Annotated in this window: 13 protein-coding genes; 6 read left to right on the forward strand and 7 right to left on the reverse strand. The window is 63.7% G+C overall.

Annotation, left to right across the window (positions count from 1 at the left end; genetic code table 11):
• The first annotated feature begins 2 nt into the window (after positions 1-2).
• Positions 3-494, forward strand: coding sequence for a tRNA (N6-threonylcarbamoyladenosine(37)-N6)-methyltransferase TrmO (tsaA, locus tag DY201_RS23515; protein ID WP_115733312.1), 492 nt, complete (start codon positions 3-5; stop codon positions 492-494).
• On the opposite strand, the gene DY201_RS23520 is transcribed toward tsaA, so the two are convergent.
• Positions 491-1,405 (reverse strand): ABC transporter substrate-binding protein, encoded by a 915-nt coding sequence (locus DY201_RS23520; protein ID WP_115733313.1) that lies wholly within the window; start codon positions 1,403-1,405, stop codon positions 491-493. The genes tsaA and DY201_RS23520 overlap by 4 nt on opposite strands.
• 154 nt (positions 1,406-1,559) lie before the next feature.
• On the opposite strand from DY201_RS23520, the gene DY201_RS23525 reads away from it, so the two are divergent.
• Genes DY201_RS23525 through DY201_RS23535 form a run of 3 tightly spaced genes read left to right on the forward strand, consistent with a single transcriptional unit; the run spans position 1,560 to position 3,684 of the window.
• Complete coding sequence (locus DY201_RS23525; RefSeq protein ID WP_115733314.1) at positions 1,560-2,363, forward strand: substrate-binding periplasmic protein; 804 nt, start codon at positions 1,560-1,562, stop codon at positions 2,361-2,363.
• Positions 2,364-2,389: 26 nt separating this feature from the next.
• On the forward strand, positions 2,390-3,034 hold the full coding sequence (locus DY201_RS23530) for an ABC transporter permease subunit (RefSeq protein ID WP_115733315.1): 645 nt from the start codon (positions 2,390-2,392) through the stop codon (positions 3,032-3,034).
• Positions 3,031-3,684, forward strand: coding sequence for an amino acid ABC transporter permease (locus tag DY201_RS23535; RefSeq protein ID WP_115733316.1), 654 nt, complete (start codon positions 3,031-3,033; stop codon positions 3,682-3,684). Before DY201_RS23530 ends, DY201_RS23535 begins: the two co-directional genes overlap by 4 nt.
• Here the strand turns inward: DY201_RS23535 and DY201_RS23540 are convergent, their stop codons facing one another.
• The 3 genes from DY201_RS23540 to galE form a co-directional block, all read right to left on the reverse strand.
• Complete coding sequence (locus tag DY201_RS23540) at positions 3,685-5,511, reverse strand: alanine racemase (RefSeq protein ID WP_115733317.1); 1,827 nt, start codon at positions 5,509-5,511, stop codon at positions 3,685-3,687.
• A gap of 3 nt (positions 5,512-5,514) precedes the next feature.
• Positions 5,515-6,765 (reverse strand): D-amino acid dehydrogenase, encoded by a 1,251-nt coding sequence (locus DY201_RS23545; RefSeq protein ID WP_115733318.1) that lies wholly within the window; start codon positions 6,763-6,765, stop codon positions 5,515-5,517.
• Positions 6,766-6,974: 209 nt separating this feature from the next.
• Positions 6,975-7,970, reverse strand: a complete 996-nt coding sequence (gene galE / locus DY201_RS23550; protein WP_115733319.1) for a UDP-glucose 4-epimerase GalE — start codon at positions 7,968-7,970, stop codon at positions 6,975-6,977.
• Between the two features lie 251 nt (positions 7,971-8,221).
• Between galE and hemA the strand changes: the two genes are divergently transcribed.
• Complete coding sequence (hemA, locus tag DY201_RS23555) at positions 8,222-9,499, forward strand: 5-aminolevulinate synthase (protein WP_115733320.1); 1,278 nt, start codon at positions 8,222-8,224, stop codon at positions 9,497-9,499.
• A gap of 82 nt (positions 9,500-9,581) precedes the next feature.
• On the opposite strand, the gene DY201_RS23560 is transcribed toward hemA, so the two are convergent.
• Both DY201_RS23560 and mscL read right to left on the reverse strand, forming a co-directional pair.
• Complete coding sequence (locus DY201_RS23560) at positions 9,582-10,748, reverse strand: pyridoxal phosphate-dependent aminotransferase (protein WP_115733321.1); 1,167 nt, start codon at positions 10,746-10,748, stop codon at positions 9,582-9,584.
• Positions 10,749-10,862: 114 nt separating this feature from the next.
• Entirely contained in the window at positions 10,863-11,285 is a 423-nt protein-coding gene (gene mscL / locus DY201_RS23565; protein WP_115733322.1) for a large conductance mechanosensitive channel protein MscL, read from the reverse strand.
• A 215-nt stretch (positions 11,286-11,500) separates the two neighbouring features.
• Here mscL and DY201_RS23570 point away from each other — a divergent pair, with 215 nt between their 5' ends.
• Entirely contained in the window at positions 11,501-14,995 is a 3,495-nt protein-coding gene (locus DY201_RS23570) for a PAS domain-containing hybrid sensor histidine kinase/response regulator (RefSeq protein ID WP_115733323.1), read from the forward strand.
• Positions 14,996-15,054: 59 nt separating this feature from the next.
• Here the strand turns inward: DY201_RS23570 and DY201_RS23575 are convergent, their stop codons facing one another.
• Positions 15,055-15,711: a response regulator transcription factor gene (locus tag DY201_RS23575; RefSeq protein WP_115733324.1), complete on the reverse strand. Its 657-nt coding sequence runs from the start codon at positions 15,709-15,711 to the stop codon at positions 15,055-15,057.
• Positions 15,712-15,769: the final 58 nt, after the last annotated feature.

The following is a 15,769-nucleotide window of genomic DNA, read 5'->3' on the forward strand; positions in this document are numbered from 1 at the left end:
GCGTGGTCCGCGAAAGCGAAATCCGCGACGGCGAAAGCGCCGTCGCACTCCCCTCAGGGTACGATGCCGAGATCTATTTCATCGGCCGCATCCGCACGCCCTGGGACTCGCGCCTGTTGACCCCGCGCCAAGGCCGCGCCGACGGTCCGGTCTGCCATATCGAGATCTTCGAGCCATGGGCAGACGCACTCGAGGGCGTATTACAATTCGCAAGGCTGGAAGTGCTCTACTGGCTGCATCTGTCCCGCCGCGACCTGGTGCGCCAGAGCCCGTCCAATGACGGTGCCGCGCGCGGCACCTTCTCGCTGCGCTCGCCCGTCCGCCCCAATCCGATCGGCACCCAGATCGTCGAGCTGGTCGCCTTGGACGGCAACGTCCTTGCCGTGCGCGGCATGGATTGCCTCGACGGCACACCGCTGATCGACATCAAGCCCGACCGGACGCTGTTCAACCCGATCGCCCCGTCGCAGCCGGGCGACTTCCAGACCGGCTAAACCACACAGATCTCGGTCGCCAGCCCGTCTGCGCTACGCTTGGCCTCGGCGCCAACGGAGTAGGTGGCGCATGCGAGCGTATCGGCCATCTTGGCGCCGCCGAGATCGAACTCCATCGGCCGTGCGCCATCGGGAAAGACCTGGCGTTCGAGGATCCATGTCAGCTGTTTCAGGACGATCTCAGGATCCATGCCGGGCGAACGCCGGGTTACCGCATCGACGCCGAGCTGCGGATTGGCCAGGCAATCGTGCCAGGCCTGGCGCGTGATCGCCTGCAGCTTGCCGGTGAGACCGGGATCCTTCTCCAGCACCGAGTTCAGCGCCACCAGCGCGCCCGAATAGATGTCGAGCCCGTTGTCGGCGAAATAGAGGAAGTCGAGGCCGCTGGCGTCATAGCCGCGCATTTCCATGGCAAACTTCAGCGTCGCATCGAAGCAGGTCGCCGCCAGCACCGAGCGGGACGCCACCAGCCGGTCGCGCTCTTCCGGCTGGACACCGAGATAGGTGTAGCTGTCGGGCGCAAAGCCGTTGCGCTTGAGCAGCAGCGGTAGAAGGCGTGCCGAGGTGTCGCCGTTCGGTCCGCACAAGGTACTACCGGGAATATCGGCCAAGGTCAGGGGCTTGCCGTCGGAGATGTAGCCTAGGCAGCAGGGCGTGTGCTCGTAGATCGGCACGAGACAGGAGATCTCGGTTTCGCCTGTATGCAGCGCACGTTCGAACACAGAGGATACATCGCCGTATCCGATGTCGGCCTCACCGCCCACAAGTGCACGCGTTACCAGCGACGAGCTGAAGCCCTCAACGAAGCTGCAGGAGAGGCCGTGATCGCCGAAATAGCCGGCGTCGACGGCGTGCAGAAACGGCGAATTCTGCCCTTGATACAGGTAGTTGAGCTTGAAGCGCAGCTCCATTTCACAAAACCTCGAACTTTCGGAACGGCCGTTCTTGAGAAACAGATTCTCCAAAAACTATTGTATCCAAATTGTCCACCGTCCTTGGTGGCTTTAGCAATTTGCGATATAACGCAAACATTCTGTTTTCAAGCAGCCCATTAAAGGAGTGATCATGGGAATTGCGCGGACAGCCCTGCTGGCCCTCATTGCGATTTTCGGCGTGAGCGCAGCAAGTGCACAGGACTACAAGGCCGCCCTGGTTGCACCGGATACCATCACCGTTGGCACCTCGGGCTCGGCTCCACCCTTCAGCATGACCAATGCCGCGGGCGAACTTGAAGGCTTCGACATCGACGTCGTCAATCTCGTCGCCAAGCAGTTCGGCCTTACAGCCAAATTCGAGAAGCTCGACTTTGCCGGGCTTTTGCCCGGCCTCACTGCGGGTCGCTTCGACCTGATCGCCTCTGGCGTGACGCGTACGCCGGAGCGACTGGCTTCGAAGGACTTTTTCCTGCTGTCACCCTACATCGTCAATGGTGCCGCCATCACCCGCCGTGAGGCCGATACAGGCATCGCCAGCTGGAAGGATGTCTGCGGCAAGACCATGGGTGCGGTGCGCGGCGGCGCCTTCCAGAAGGTGGCCAAGGAAAAGCTCCCGGCCGATTGCATCACCAAGAGCCGTGAATATCCCGGCGCGACCGAACTGTTCCTCGACCTCGAGAACCGCCGCATCGATTTTGCCGCCCACGACTTCCTCGGCCCGAAATACCTCGCCAAGTCGGGCAAGCTGACCGGCGCTGTCACACTCGACGACCTGCTGTCGACCATCACCCAGAGCGTCGCAGTCAGCAACAAGAACAAGCCGCTGGCCGACGCCATCGACGCCCAGTTCGAGACCTGGCGCAAGGACGGCACCCTGCAGGGCCTGGCCGACAAGTGGTTCGGCGCCTCCATCGACTGGTCGAAGGCCGAGTAGCAGGGGCCCGCGAGGGACGGTGCGACATGGACATAGCGCTTGCGTGGCTGCCGCGGCTGTTGGTTGCGGCGGCCCTCACCATTGGGCTGTCGGCAGTGGTGTTCACCCTGTCGGCAATCTTCGGCCTGTTGTTGTCCCTCGTCCACTACGGCCGCGAAAAATCCTGGCTCCGGAACGGTATCGAGGCATTCAGCGCCTTCTTCCGCTCGGTGCCGGAACTCGTGGTGCTGTTCCTGTTCTTCTTCGGCGGGCCGCAGATAGGCATCGACTTCGGCCCGATCGGCTCGACCATCATCGCCTTTACCCTCGTCGGCATCGCCTTCGACTACCAGGTGTTCAAAGGCGCGCTGAAGGCGGTTCCCTTCGGCCAATATGAGGCGGGGCTCGCGCTCGGCCTGCCCAAGCGGATCGTGTTCCTGCGCGTGCTGGTCCCGCAGGTCCTGCCTTTGGCACGCAAGGGCTGGATCACCTACGCCATCGGCACGGTCAAGCGGATGTCCATCGCCTCCGCCGTGTCGGTCAGCGAGATCCTCTACGTCACCAAACAGGGCATCGCCGCCACCAACGCGCCCTTCACCTTCCTGACGCTCGCCGTCGGCCTCTACATCCTCATCGTCACGCCGCTGCTCGTCTTCAACGAGGGCAAGCCGAGACAGGCGGTGGCGCGATGAAAATCCTGCTCGATCCGACCTACCAGCAGATGCTGTTCGACGGGCTGGTGATGACGCTGTTCATCTCGGCGGTCGTCATCATCGTGTCAAACCTTTTGGCGCTGCCGCTGGCCATCTACATGCAGCGGCCCAAGGGTGCGTTTCGCCGCGTCATCGTCGGCTACAGCTTCTTTGCCCGCGCAGCGCCGGTCCTGGCGCTGCTGTTTGCGCTCTATTACGGCCTCCCCCGGCTCGGCATCTATCTCGAACCCGTGCCGTCGGCGCTGATCGGCCTCATCTTCGCCTCGACCGCCTACAATCTCGAATTCCTGCGTTCCGGCTTCGAGAGTATCCCCTCTGGCCAGATCGACGCCGCCAAAGCGCTTGGCCTCAGGCCGTTCGCGACCTACTGGAAGGTGATGATCCCGCAGGCCTACAGGCTGGCCGCACCGTCGCTGTTTTCCAACGCCATCCAGATGGTCAAGGGCAGTTCGCTCGCCAGCCTCGTCGCCATCGATGAGCTGACGGCGGCCTCGACCGTCATCATCTCCGAGACCTACAAGGCCATTGAGGTGCTGCTGTTGGTGTCGGTATTCTACCTCGTCATCGCAGCCGTGATTATCGCCCTGCAGTATTTCTACGAAACCAGGCAGAGCGCGCGGCGGCGCTGATCAGAGTATCCTCTTGCCAAAGGCGGACATGACGAAGTTGACCGCTTCGGCGACGACACGCGGCTCCGTTTCAGCGCCCAATCCCGAGACGTCCATCGACAGCATGCCACCGGAAAGTGCAATCGCCTCCATCGCCTGATGCGTCTCGCGCACCGTCATGCCGCCGGAGCCGATTACCCAGCCAGGAATTTCGGTGGCCGATGGCGAATAGCTGACATGAAAACCGACAGTGCCGGACGAGGCGATGCGGATCGCCTCGCGCATCACCTCGCGCATGCCCGAGCCGTCGACCTCCGCCATGGTGAAGGCGGTGACGCGCGAATCCTTGAGGATGCGCACTTCTGCCGGATCGGCCTCGCGCAGGCCGACAAGCACGACATTTTCGGGCGAGAGCTGCGGCTGCAGCGCACCAGGCTTGTGGTCGAGGCCGAGCACCCGCGCCAGCACCGATCGTTCGGGCGCTTCGTCGCCCCCCTCACTCTCCGGCATCAGCGCGGCAATGGAATCGATCCAGATCAGCCCCAGGGAATGCGTTGCCTCGGCAGCGTCCGAAAGTGCTCTCAACGCCGTATGCCTGTCTGCGCCGGCATGCAGCCTGACGAGGCCGGCCGGCGGATGCTCGGCATCGGCGATCTCAATGACGTCGAACTGCATCTGCTCGAGCCGCGTGCCGGCCGACTGCCTCGCCAGCAGCGACCCGGCAGCACCGTCGGCAACGATCGAGACCATGCGCCGGCCGGTGAAATCGGCAATGTCATGCATCGGCGCCTTCTCGACATATTCCGAGGTCATCGCCGTCAGCAACGCGCCATAGTTCATGTGGAAGCTGACACGGTCGCCCACGACGAGTGGCGGTTCGGCCTCGGTGATGTCGAGCACGAGATGGTCGCTCGACGCACCCAGCACCCGCACGCCCGGATTGATCGGCACCAGCCCCTCGATCATCGTGTCTTCGCGGCCGATATTGGCGATGCCGCGCAGCCGGTCGCCCTCGTCGACGAATACCGGCTGGTTGCCGAAGGCGTCGTAGCCGGATTCACCGATCGGCAGCGACGGCTTGACCTTGACCTCGATCAGGTCGCCGGTGAGCCGGAAGGCGTTGAACTCCAGCTCCCGCCACGGCTCCTCCCGGAAGGTTTCGTAACCGCCCTGCAGGATCGCCTCGCCGATGCGCAGATTGTTGATGCCGGCAGGCAGCTTGTTGTCCAGAAGCAGCGGCAGCGACGACGAATTGCCGCCCGACACCCAGTCGAGGCTGATGCCGGCAAGCCGCTCGACCTTGTAGGCATAGGCGACGAGCTGATTGAGGTTCTCTTCCGTCGGCATGATGGCGCCGAAGCAGGTCAGGTTGGTGCCCAGGCCCGCGATGCGCACGCCGGGCAATTCGAGCACACGCTCGACAGTCGGCAGAAGGTCGTTCGGCCAGATGCCCTCGCGCAGGTCGCCGAGGTCGACCATCAGCATGATGTCATGGACGCGGCCGATGCGCTGGGCGATGCGCGAGATCTCCCGGATGATCTCCAGCTCCGACTGCAGGCTGATGTCGACGGTACGCACCACCTCCTCGACGCGCGAGATCGGCGGGCTGCGCAACAGCATGACCGGGCAGCCGATGCCGCTTTCACGCAGCCGGCGAATGTTTTCGAAACGCGACTCGGCGAGCCCCGAAACACCACCGCGCAGCATGGCGCGCGCCACTTGCGGCATGCCGCAGCTGCCCTTGGTGACACCGAATACCTTGATGCCGGAAAGAGAGGCGCGTTCGACGACTGCCCGCGCATTGCGCTCGATGCGGCCGAGATCGATGGCGACTTGTGGTCCAGACACGACTTAGCCCCCGTAGACCAGCCCCTGTGGATCGATGTCAGGCTTGCGGCCGGCCACCAGGTCGGCAAGGAACTTGCCGGAGCCGCAGGCCATGGTCCAGCCGACATGGCCGTGGCCGGTATCGAGATAAAGCCCCTTGTAGCGGGCCGGGCCGATGACCGGCACCGAACCCGGCATCATTGGTCTCAGGCCGGCCCAGACTTCAGCCTTGCGTGGATTGAAGGCGCCTGGGAAAAGCTCCTGGCCTGCCTTGAACAGGCGGGCGAAATCGCTCGGCTTGTAGCTGCGGTCGAAGCCCGCGAACTCCGCTGTCGCGGCGAGGCGCAGTCGGTTGCCAAGCCTTGAATAGGCGATCAGGTTGTCCTCGTCGGCGCCACCCATCGTCGGCCCCTTTTCGGGAGCCTCGAGCGGCACGGTCGCAGTGTAGCCCTTGACCGGATAGACCGGCAGATCGATGCCGTGGCGGCGACCAAGCAATCCACTCTCTGGCCCCATGGCGATGACCACTGCATCCGCGGCCAACACGCCGGCTTGCGTCTTCACCCCGCAGACGCGATCGCCCTCGACAACCAACCCCTCGACAGTGGTATCGAACTTGAACGTCACACCCAGCCGCTCCCTGGCATTGGCGGCGAGTTTCTCGACGAACATGCGGGAATCGCCGGTCTGGTCCAAAGGCGAATAGACGCCGCCTGATATGCCATCCTTGGCAGCCGCCAGGCCAGGCTCTAGCTCGACCATGCGATTGCGGTCGACGATCTCGATCGGCAGGCCGTGTTTTGCGAGGAAGCGATAGTTCTCGCTGCCCTCGTCGAGGCTCTTCTGCGAGCGGAAGAAATAGAGGATGCCCTTGCGCCGATCGTCATAGCCGATGCCGGCTTCGTCGGAGATCTCGTTGATGCACTGGCGCGAATAGAGCGCCAACCTGAGCTTGACCTCGCTGTTGGCGCGCAGCCGCGCCGTCGTGCACTGGCGCAGGAAGCGCAGGCTCCAGGCATAGAAATAGGGGTCGAGCCTGAGCCTGACCTTGATGCCCAGATCGGAGGTGTAAAGCGAGCGAATGAAGGTCTTCAGCGCCGCCGGCGAGGCCCAGGCGGTGGCGTCGCCCGGCGAGACCAGGCCGGCATTGGAATAGCTCGTTCCGCGTGCCGCCGCCGGGTGGCGTTCGACGACGGTGACCTCATGGCCGTCGCGCGCCAGGTAATAGGCTGCCGCCGTTCCGACCACACCCGCGCCGAGAACCAATATCTTCATGCTGCCACCCCTTGAAGCGTCGCGCAGTGCCCCTGGCACGCGGAAAGGACGCTCCAACTCTTTCTTGCGCATCGGCGATGCCAAAGATCAGCCTATGCACCAGGCTCTGGCGGGAACCCTTCACCGTGCGGGGTCAGGCCCCTTTGCCACCCATAACGCCTGGCGTTGCAATTATCGAGACGGGGTGGCGGATATCCACCACCTGCAGCTTATATAACGGAAGAGTTCTTGCGGCTGAGCAGCTTTTCCCAGTTGAGCGCGTCACCGACGATCCCGTCGAGATCGTCGTGCCTGGGCGCCCAGCCGAGCTCGCCGCGCGCCAGATCCGAATTGGCAACGACGGAGGCCGCGTCGCCCGGCCGACGGGCGGTCATCTCGACGTCGAAGTCAGCGCCATGGACCCGACGCACGCTGTCGATCACTTCGAGCACCGAATAGCCGTGGCCATAGCCGCAATTGGCGACGAGGTTGCCGCCACCGGCGCGCAGGCGCGCGAGCGCCAGGCGGTGCGCGGCGACGAGGTCGGAAACATGGATGTAGTCGCGCACGCAGGTGCCGTCAGGCGTCGCATAGTCTTCGCCGAAGACCTGCATCGAGCCGCGCTTGCCAAGCGCGGTCTCGCAGGCGACCTTGATCAGATGTGTCGCACCCTTGGTCGATTGGCCGGTACGGCCCTTGGGATCGGCGCCGGCGACGTTGAAATAACGCAGTGCCGTATAGGTCAGTGGGTGGGCTGCCGACGCATCGCGCAGCATCCATTCGCTCATCAGCTTGGACAGGCCATAAGGCGATTCCGGCGCGAGCCGTGCGTCCTCGACCACCGGCTCCATGCCGGCGGCGCCATAGACGGCAGCGGTCGAGGAGAAGATGAAGTGCTTCACCCTTTCGCGCACCGCCGTCTCGATCAGGCTCCGCGTCTTGCAGGTGTTGTTCTCGTAATAGCCGAGCGGATCGGAAACCGATTCCGGCACGACGATGGAGCCTGCAAAATGGATGATGGCGTCGACGCCATGTTCGCGGATCAGCTGGCCGACGAGGTCCTTGTCTGCGACGTCGCCCCTGACCAGTGTCGCCTCGGGCGCCACCGCCCAATCGAAGCCGGTGGACAGCCGATCAAGCACGACGACCTTATCGCCGGCATCGAGCAGTTCCCAGACCATGTGGCTGCCGATGTAGCCGGCACCGCCCGTCACCAATACTGCCATGACAACAAACTCCGCATCGCATTCCGTCGCGCCCTGTGTAGCCCGACAATACCGGCGAATGCGAGATAGGACTTTCGCAACCAGATCACGTTGACCATTCGGTCGCAGTGGAATTTGATCCACGTCAAGGGATTTTGGGGCGTTCCGTAGTCGTTTGGGACGTCGAGGGCGTGGCATTTTGACCAGAAACGGTCGATGGACGCCGAACCGACCGTTGATTATGCTCACGGTTGAAAAATTGGGACGTCCATATGAACTACCAGCGGTTTTTCGAAGAAGCGATCGACCAGGTTCACGCCGAGCGCCGTTATCGCGTGTTCGCCGATCTCGAGCGCATCGTCGGCAAGTTTCCACGTGCCATCTGGCGCGCCAACGGCAAGGCCGAAGAAATCACCGTCTGGTGCTCGAACGACTATCTCGGCATGGGCCAGCACCCCGACGTGGTGTCGGCCATGCAGCAGGCAGCAGGCAACATGGGCACCGGTGCCGGCGGCACCCGCAACATCTCCGGCAACAACCATCCGCTGGTCGAGCTCGAGCATGAGCTCGCCGACCTGCATGGCAAGGAGGCTGGCCTCGTTTTCACCTCCGGCTTCGTCTCCAATGAAGCCGCGATCTCGACAATCGCCCGGCTGCTGCCGAACTGCCTGATCCTCTCCGACGAACTCAACCACGCCTCGATGATCGAGGGCGTGCGTCGCTCCGGCGCCGAGAAGAAGGTGTTCCGTCACAACGACGTCGCCCATCTCGAAAGCCTGCTTCAGGCCGCCGGCCGCGAGCGCGCCAAGCTGATCGTGTTCGAGAGCGTCTACTCGATGGACGGCGACATCGCCCCGATCTCCGAGATCGCCGACCTCGCCGAGAAATACAATGCCATGACCTATATCGACGAGGTCCACGCGGTTGGCATGTATGGCGGCCGTGGCGGCGGCATTACCGAGCGCGAGGGCCTCGCCGACCGCATCGACATCATCGAGGGCACGCTGGCAAAGGCTTTCGGCACGCTCGGCGGCTACATCACCGGCACGCGCAGCGTCATCGACGCCGTACGCTCCTATGCTCCAGGCTTCATCTTCACCACCGCCTTGCCGCCATCGATAGCGGCGGCGGCAACAGCGTCGATCCGGCACCTCAAGAACTCGCAGGCCGAGCGCGATGCCCAGCAACGCCAGGCGACGCACACCAAACAGGTGCTGGCGGACGCCGGCCTGCCTGTCATGGAGTCGGCAACGCATATCGTACCGATCCTGGTCGGCGACCCCGAACTGTGCAAGATGGCCAGCGACCGCCTGCTCGGCGTCCACGGCATCTACATCCAGCCGATCAACTACCCTACGGTGCCGCGCGGCACCGAGCGCCTGCGCGTGACGCCGACGCCGTTCCACAGCGATGCATTGATCGCCGAACTCAGGGAAGCGCTGGTCGAGACCTGGAATGCGCTGGGCATCCCCTATCGCACCGAGGGCCACACCGAAGTTCCCAAGAGCGAACGCATCGTCTCGCTGCTGGTGCCGCAATCGGGCGGCTGATCTCAGCCCATCTCATTCGAAAGGCCCGGAACCGGTCAGGTCCCGGGCCTTTCAGCATGGAACCTTGGATTCGTTCGCCGGGCTATTGCTCCCTGATCCACCTGGCCAGCCTGTGCGACGCCTCTTCGACCTGGTCGAGGCGGCGGTGGAAGCACAGGCGCAGGAACCCCTCGCCGCCGGCGCAGAACGCGGTGCCAGGCGCAACACCGACGGCAACCTTGTCGACGATGTCGAAGGCGGCAGCCTCCGCATCCTTCATGCCATCGACGGCAAAGAACAGATAGAAGGCGCCCGGCGGCACACTGAAACGCACCTTGCCGGTCTCGCCCAGGATCCTGCAGACGATGTCGCGCGCCTTGTGCGCGCGCTCCACCTGCTCGGCAATAAAGGCATCGCCCTGGTCGAGGGCAGCAATGCCGCCGCGCTGCATGAACTGCGCGACGCCCGAGCTCGAATATTGCACCAGATTCTCGAAGGTGCGGCTAAGCGACGGATGCGTCTTCAGCCAGCCGACGCGCCAGCCGGTCATCGCCCAGTTCTTGGAGAAGGTGTTGACGAACAGGATTCTGTCTTCAGCATCCATGATGTCCATGAAGGACGCCGAGCGGCGGCCTTGATAGTGGAACAGCGCATAGATCTCATCAGCGATGATCCAGAGGTTCTTCTGGCGCGCAAGGTCGAGGATCGCCTGCAGCGTATCGCGGTCGGCGGTCCAGCCGGTCGGGTTAGACGGCGAGTTGACGAAGATCGCCCTGGTGCGCGGCGTAATGGCGGCAGTGATCTTCTCGACGTCTGAGCTCCAGCCATTGTCGGTCATGTCGAGCAGTACCGGCACCGGCTTGACGCCGGCAACGCCGGCCGCGCCGGCGAAGTTCGGCCAGGCTGGCGCCAGATAAATGGCCTCGTCGCCGGCGCCCGCCGTCATCTGCAGCGCCATGGTGATCGCCTGCATGCCACCGACGGTGACGATGAACTCGTTGGCGCCGAAGCTCTTGCCGAAATGGCGCTGGTAATAGCGTGCGATCGCCTGGCGCAGTTCCGGAATGCCGGCCTGCCAGGTGTAGAAGGTCTCGCCATTGGCAAGCCCGCGCGCCGCTGCATCGCTGATGAAGGCCGGCGTCGGCATGTCGCTTTCGCCCGACCACATCGGGATGAGCCCGGCGCGATCACGGCCATAATTGGCCACCGCCTCGATGCCGCTCATCGGCGCGCTACGGGCCTCAATGCGAACGGCGTCGAGAAGGCTCATGGTCACCCCAGGCTTGAATTGCTGCTCGGGGCTAGTCCTATCGTGCCGGCGCGAACGAAAAAACCCCCGATGGTCCAGCCAGCCGGGGGTTTTCGCGATGCCAGCTTCTGCAGGCTATTTCTTGGCGAGCAGGTCGCGGATTTCGGTCAGCAGCACGACATCGGCGGGTGGAGGACCAGCCGGCTCGGCTGCCTTCTGCTTCTCCAGGCGCTTGCGCATCGTATTCACGCCCTTGACCATCAGGAAGATGATCCAGGCGAGGATCAGGAAGTTGATGACCACGGTGAAGAAGTTGCCATAGGCGAACACTGCACCCTGCTTCTTGGCTTCCTCAAGCGAAACGGCCGTCACCGAAGACGACAGCGGCAGGAAGTAGTTGGAGAAATCGAAACCGCCGAACACCGCGCCGACGATCGGCATGATGATATCCCCGACCAGCGAGGAGACGATAAGGCCAAAAGCACCACCGATGATCACACCGACGGCGAGGTCCATCACGTTGCCCTTGGCAATGAACTCCTGGAATTCCTTGAGCATAGTGCCCTCCATATACGATCTGCAGAAAGGCGAATCGTTCCCCACCGACCGTCGCCGAACGCGCTTACCATAGCAAAAACCGGCGGTTGCAAAACCCCGCCCATGCAAGCGCAGGCGCCGCTGGCATAGGAGACAAGGATAATGGACTTGCCGGCTCAGCTGTGATTGCCTCACTGCAACGGAAACAGACATTTCCGAGGGAGTGAGAACCAAGAGTGCAGGGCCTGGCCGTCGTCCTCATCGCCGTCGCCTATGTGACGCTGTTGTTCGCCATAGCGAGCATCGGCGACCGCCGGGCCGCGAACGTGGGACCGGGCCGGCCGCGGCCGTTCATCTACGCGCTCAGTCTCGCCATCTACTGCACGTCATGGACCTTCTTCGGCTCGGTGGGACTGGCGTCCGAACGCGGTCTCGAATTCCTCGCCATCTATATCGGCCCGGTGCTGGTCTTCATGTTCGGTTTTCCCCTGCTCAGCCGCATCATCAAGCTGGCCAAAGCCGAGAAGATCACCTCGATCGCCGACTTCCTCGGCGCCCGCTACGGCAAGAGCTTCGCCGTCGCCTCCATCGCCACCCTGATCGCCACCGTCGGCGCCATCCCCTACATCGCACTGCAGCTCAAGGCGATCTCAGGTTCGGTCAGTCTGATGGTCGAGCACTACACCGGCTCGCCGCCGTCCTTCGATCCTTTCGTCAGCGACATCTCGTTGATCGTGGCGCTGTTGTTGGCGCTGTTTGCGACGCTGTTCGGCACCCGCCATGCCGACGCCACCGAGCACCAGAACGGGCTTGTGCTGGCGGTCGCAGTCGAGTCGATCGTCAAGCTGATCGCCTTCCTCGCCGTCGGCCTATTCGTCACCTTCGCACTGTTCGACGGTCCCGGCGACATGCTGCGCAGTTTCTCCGTAACCGAACAGGTCGGCGATGCCATGGGCTACGGCACCTCGCTCGGCACATGGCTGGTGGTCACCATCATCAGCGGCTTCGCCATCATCATGCTGCCGCGCCAGTTCTACGTCATGATCGTCGAGAACCGCAGCGAGAGCGAACTGCGCACCGCGACCTGGGTCTTCCCCGCCTATCTGGTGGCGATCAACCTGTTCGTGCTGCCGATCGCCTTCGCCGGGCTGTCTACAGTGGGCACCGCCACCACCAGCGACCTTTACGTCCTGTCGCTGCCGCTGCTCAAGGGCCAGGACCTGCTCGCCATGATCGCCTTCATCGGTGGCCTCTCGGCGGCGACCGCCATGGTCATCGTCGCCAGCGTGGCGCTGTCGATCATGATCTCCAACGACCTGGTCATCCCGATCTTCGTGCGCCGCCTGATTACCTTCAAGTCGGCCGACACGGAGGATTGGTCGACGATCATCCTCAACATCCGCCGCGCCTCGATCTTCATCATCCTGTTCGTCGCCTTCCTCTATTACCGCGAGAGCACCACCAACACCCGGCTCGCCTCGATCGGCCTGATGTCATTCGCCGCAATCGCGCAGTTCGCCCCCTCGTTCATCGGCGGGTTGATCTGGCGCCGGGCCAACGCACGCGGTGCCGCCCTCGGCATGGCTGCCGGCATCGTGGTCTGGTGCTACACGTTGATGCTGCCGACACTCGCGGCACCCGACACCACCGTCATCACCGACGGGCTGTTCGGCATCGAGGCACTTCGGCCACAGGCGCTGTTCGGCACCTCGGCCGAGCCGCTCAATCACGGCGTGCTGTGGAGCTTGGCCATCAACACGCTGTTCTTCGTATTCGGCTCGCTGTCGCGCGCCTCGGTGCCGCTCGAACGGATCCAGGCGTCGATCTTCGTGCCGCGCGACGCGAGCCCGATGCCGTCGCTGCGCCGCTTCCGCACCACCATCACCGTCAACGATCTCAAGGACACCATCGCCAGATATCTCGGCGTCGAGCGCACCGAGCGTTCTTTCCAGACGTTCCAGAACGAGAGCGGCAGCAAGCTCAACGGCAACGACCCCGCCGGCATGGACGTCATCCGCTTTTCCGAGCAGCTCATGGCAAGTGCTGTCGGCTCGTCCTCGGCACGGCTGATCCTGTCCCTGCTGTTCAAGCGCGGCGACAAGTCCTCGAAAGACACGTTCCGCCTGCTCGACGACGCCACCGAAGCGCTGCAGCACAACCGCGACCTTTTGCAGATCGCGCTCGACCAGATGGAACAGGGCATCACCGTCTTCGACCAGGATTTCCGCCTGATCTGCTGGAACCGCCAGTACCGCTCGCTGTTCGACCTGCCCGACGAGATGGGCCAGGTCGGTGTCTCGATCGACCGCGTGCTCGCCTATCTCGTCGCGCGCGGCGACATTGCTCCCAACTCGCGGCTGCGAACGCTCGACCGGCTGAGCAGCTTCGGCGGCCCCTGGCAGGTCGAGCTCAAGACCAGCGGCAGGATCATCGAGATGAGCTCCAACCCAATGCCCGACGGCGGTATCGTTGCGACCTACACCGATATCTCCGCGCGTGTTGCCGCCGACCTCGCCCTCAAGCGCGCCAACGAGTCGCTGGAACAGCGGGTGAAGAGCCGCACCGCCGAACTTACCCGTGTCAACGAGGAACTCGCCCAGGCGCAGATGCTTGCCGAAGAGGCCAATCTCGGCAAGACGCGCTTCCTCGCGGCTGCCGGCCACGACATCCTGCAGCCGCTCAACGCTGCACGCCTCTACTGCTCGTCGCTGATCGAGAAGGCAGGCAAGGGCAATGCCGGCATCGCTGCGCGCAACATCGAGTCCTCGCTGGAATCGGTCGAGACCATCCTCGGCGCCGTGCTCGACATTTCACGCCTCGACGCCGGCGCCATGAAACCGGCCGAAACCGTCTTCCGCCTCGATGGCCTGCTGCGCCAGATCGGTACGGACTTCCAGCCCATGGCCCGCGCCAAGGATCTGGAACTGGTGATCGTGCCGTCGACGCTTGCCGTCAACACCGACCGCAACCTCTTGCGCCGGCTGATCCAGAACCTCGTCTCCAACGCGATCAAATACACCCGCACCGGCCGTGTCGTCGTGGGCGTGCGGCGACGCGGCGAGCTTGCCGAAATCCAGGTGATCGACAGTGGCATCGGCATCGCGGCCGACAAGCTCGGCACCGTGTTCCAAGAATTCACCCGCCTCGACGACGGCATTCGCGAGGCCCAGGGCCTGGGGCTCGGCCTGTCGATCGTCGACCGCATCGCCCGTGTGCTGAAGCTGGAGATCCAGATCGAGTCGCACAAGAGCAAGGGCACTCGCTTCTCGGTCATCCTGCCCGTCACCACCGCCGAGGAACTGCCGGCCGCAACCACCGCACGGCCGCGCATCCAGGCTGCGGCCGCGCTCAACGGACTGACCATCGCCTGCATCGACAACGATGCCCGCATCCTCGAAGGCATGCGGCTCCTGCTGGAAGGCTGGGGCTGCGAAGTCAGAACCTATTCGGGGTCGGCGGCATTCATTGCCGCCGAACCGGACGGGCCGGCACCCGAGATCATCCTCGCCGACTACCATCTCGACGGCGAGAACGGCCTCGATGTCATCCGCTCGCTGCGTAGGGTCTATGGCGAAACGACACCCGCCGTGCTGATCACCGCCGACCGTTCCAACGAGGTCCGCGCCGCCGCCGACCAGATCGACGTCGCCGTGCTGAACAAGCCGCTCAAGCCCGCCGTACTGCGTTCGATGATGAACCGAATGCGGCGCATGGCGCATGCCGCCGAGTGAAATCCTGCTTCATGAGCATGATCTCCTACCAAAACCCGAGCCACTTTTCGGGATCATGCTCACGCCACCGGACGTGGCTCGCCACCGATCTTGGACAGCAGGATGACCGCCTGGGTGCGGCTGTCGACGCCGAGCTTCTGCAGGATCGCCGAGACATGCGCCTTTATGGTCGCTTCCGAGACGCCGAGTTCATAGGCGATCTGCTTGTTGAGCAGGCCCTCGGCCAACATACCGAGCACGCGCGTCTGCTGCGGCGTGAGCGACTGCAGACGCTTGATCAGGTCTGAGATTTCGGGATCGCGCTCGACGCCGAGATCGATGTCGCCGGGGGCCGAGATCTCGCCCGACAGCACCGCCTCTATGGCGTTGCGGATGTCATCCATGCTCCCCGATTTGGAGATGAAGCCCGAGGCGCCCAGTTCGAGCGCTCGGCGGATGGTTTCGGGGTCGTCATGGGCGGAGACGATGACGACCGGCACGGTAGCATGGACGCCGCGCAGCGAGATCAGGCCTGAAAGCCCAGAGGCGCCGGGCATGGACAGGTCGAGCAGGACGATGTCGATGTCTTCGTGCGCCGCCACGATCGCCTTGACGCTCTCGAAGTCGCCTGCCTCCAGCACGCTCGAGACGTCGGCGAGCCCGGCAATAGCCTGCTTGAGAGCACCGCGGAAAAGCGGATGGTCGTCCGCAATGACGAACTTGTGGCCTGCTGGCAAATATCCCTCCCGAGGCCCCGACCGTTCTGTGCGCCTTGGACCGTCGGGCGCGATTATG

Origin of the sequence: Aminobacter aminovorans, from assembly GCF_900445235.1 — a bacterium.
In the GTDB taxonomy this organism is placed as follows: Bacteria; Pseudomonadota; Alphaproteobacteria; order Rhizobiales; family Rhizobiaceae; genus Aminobacter; species Aminobacter aminovorans.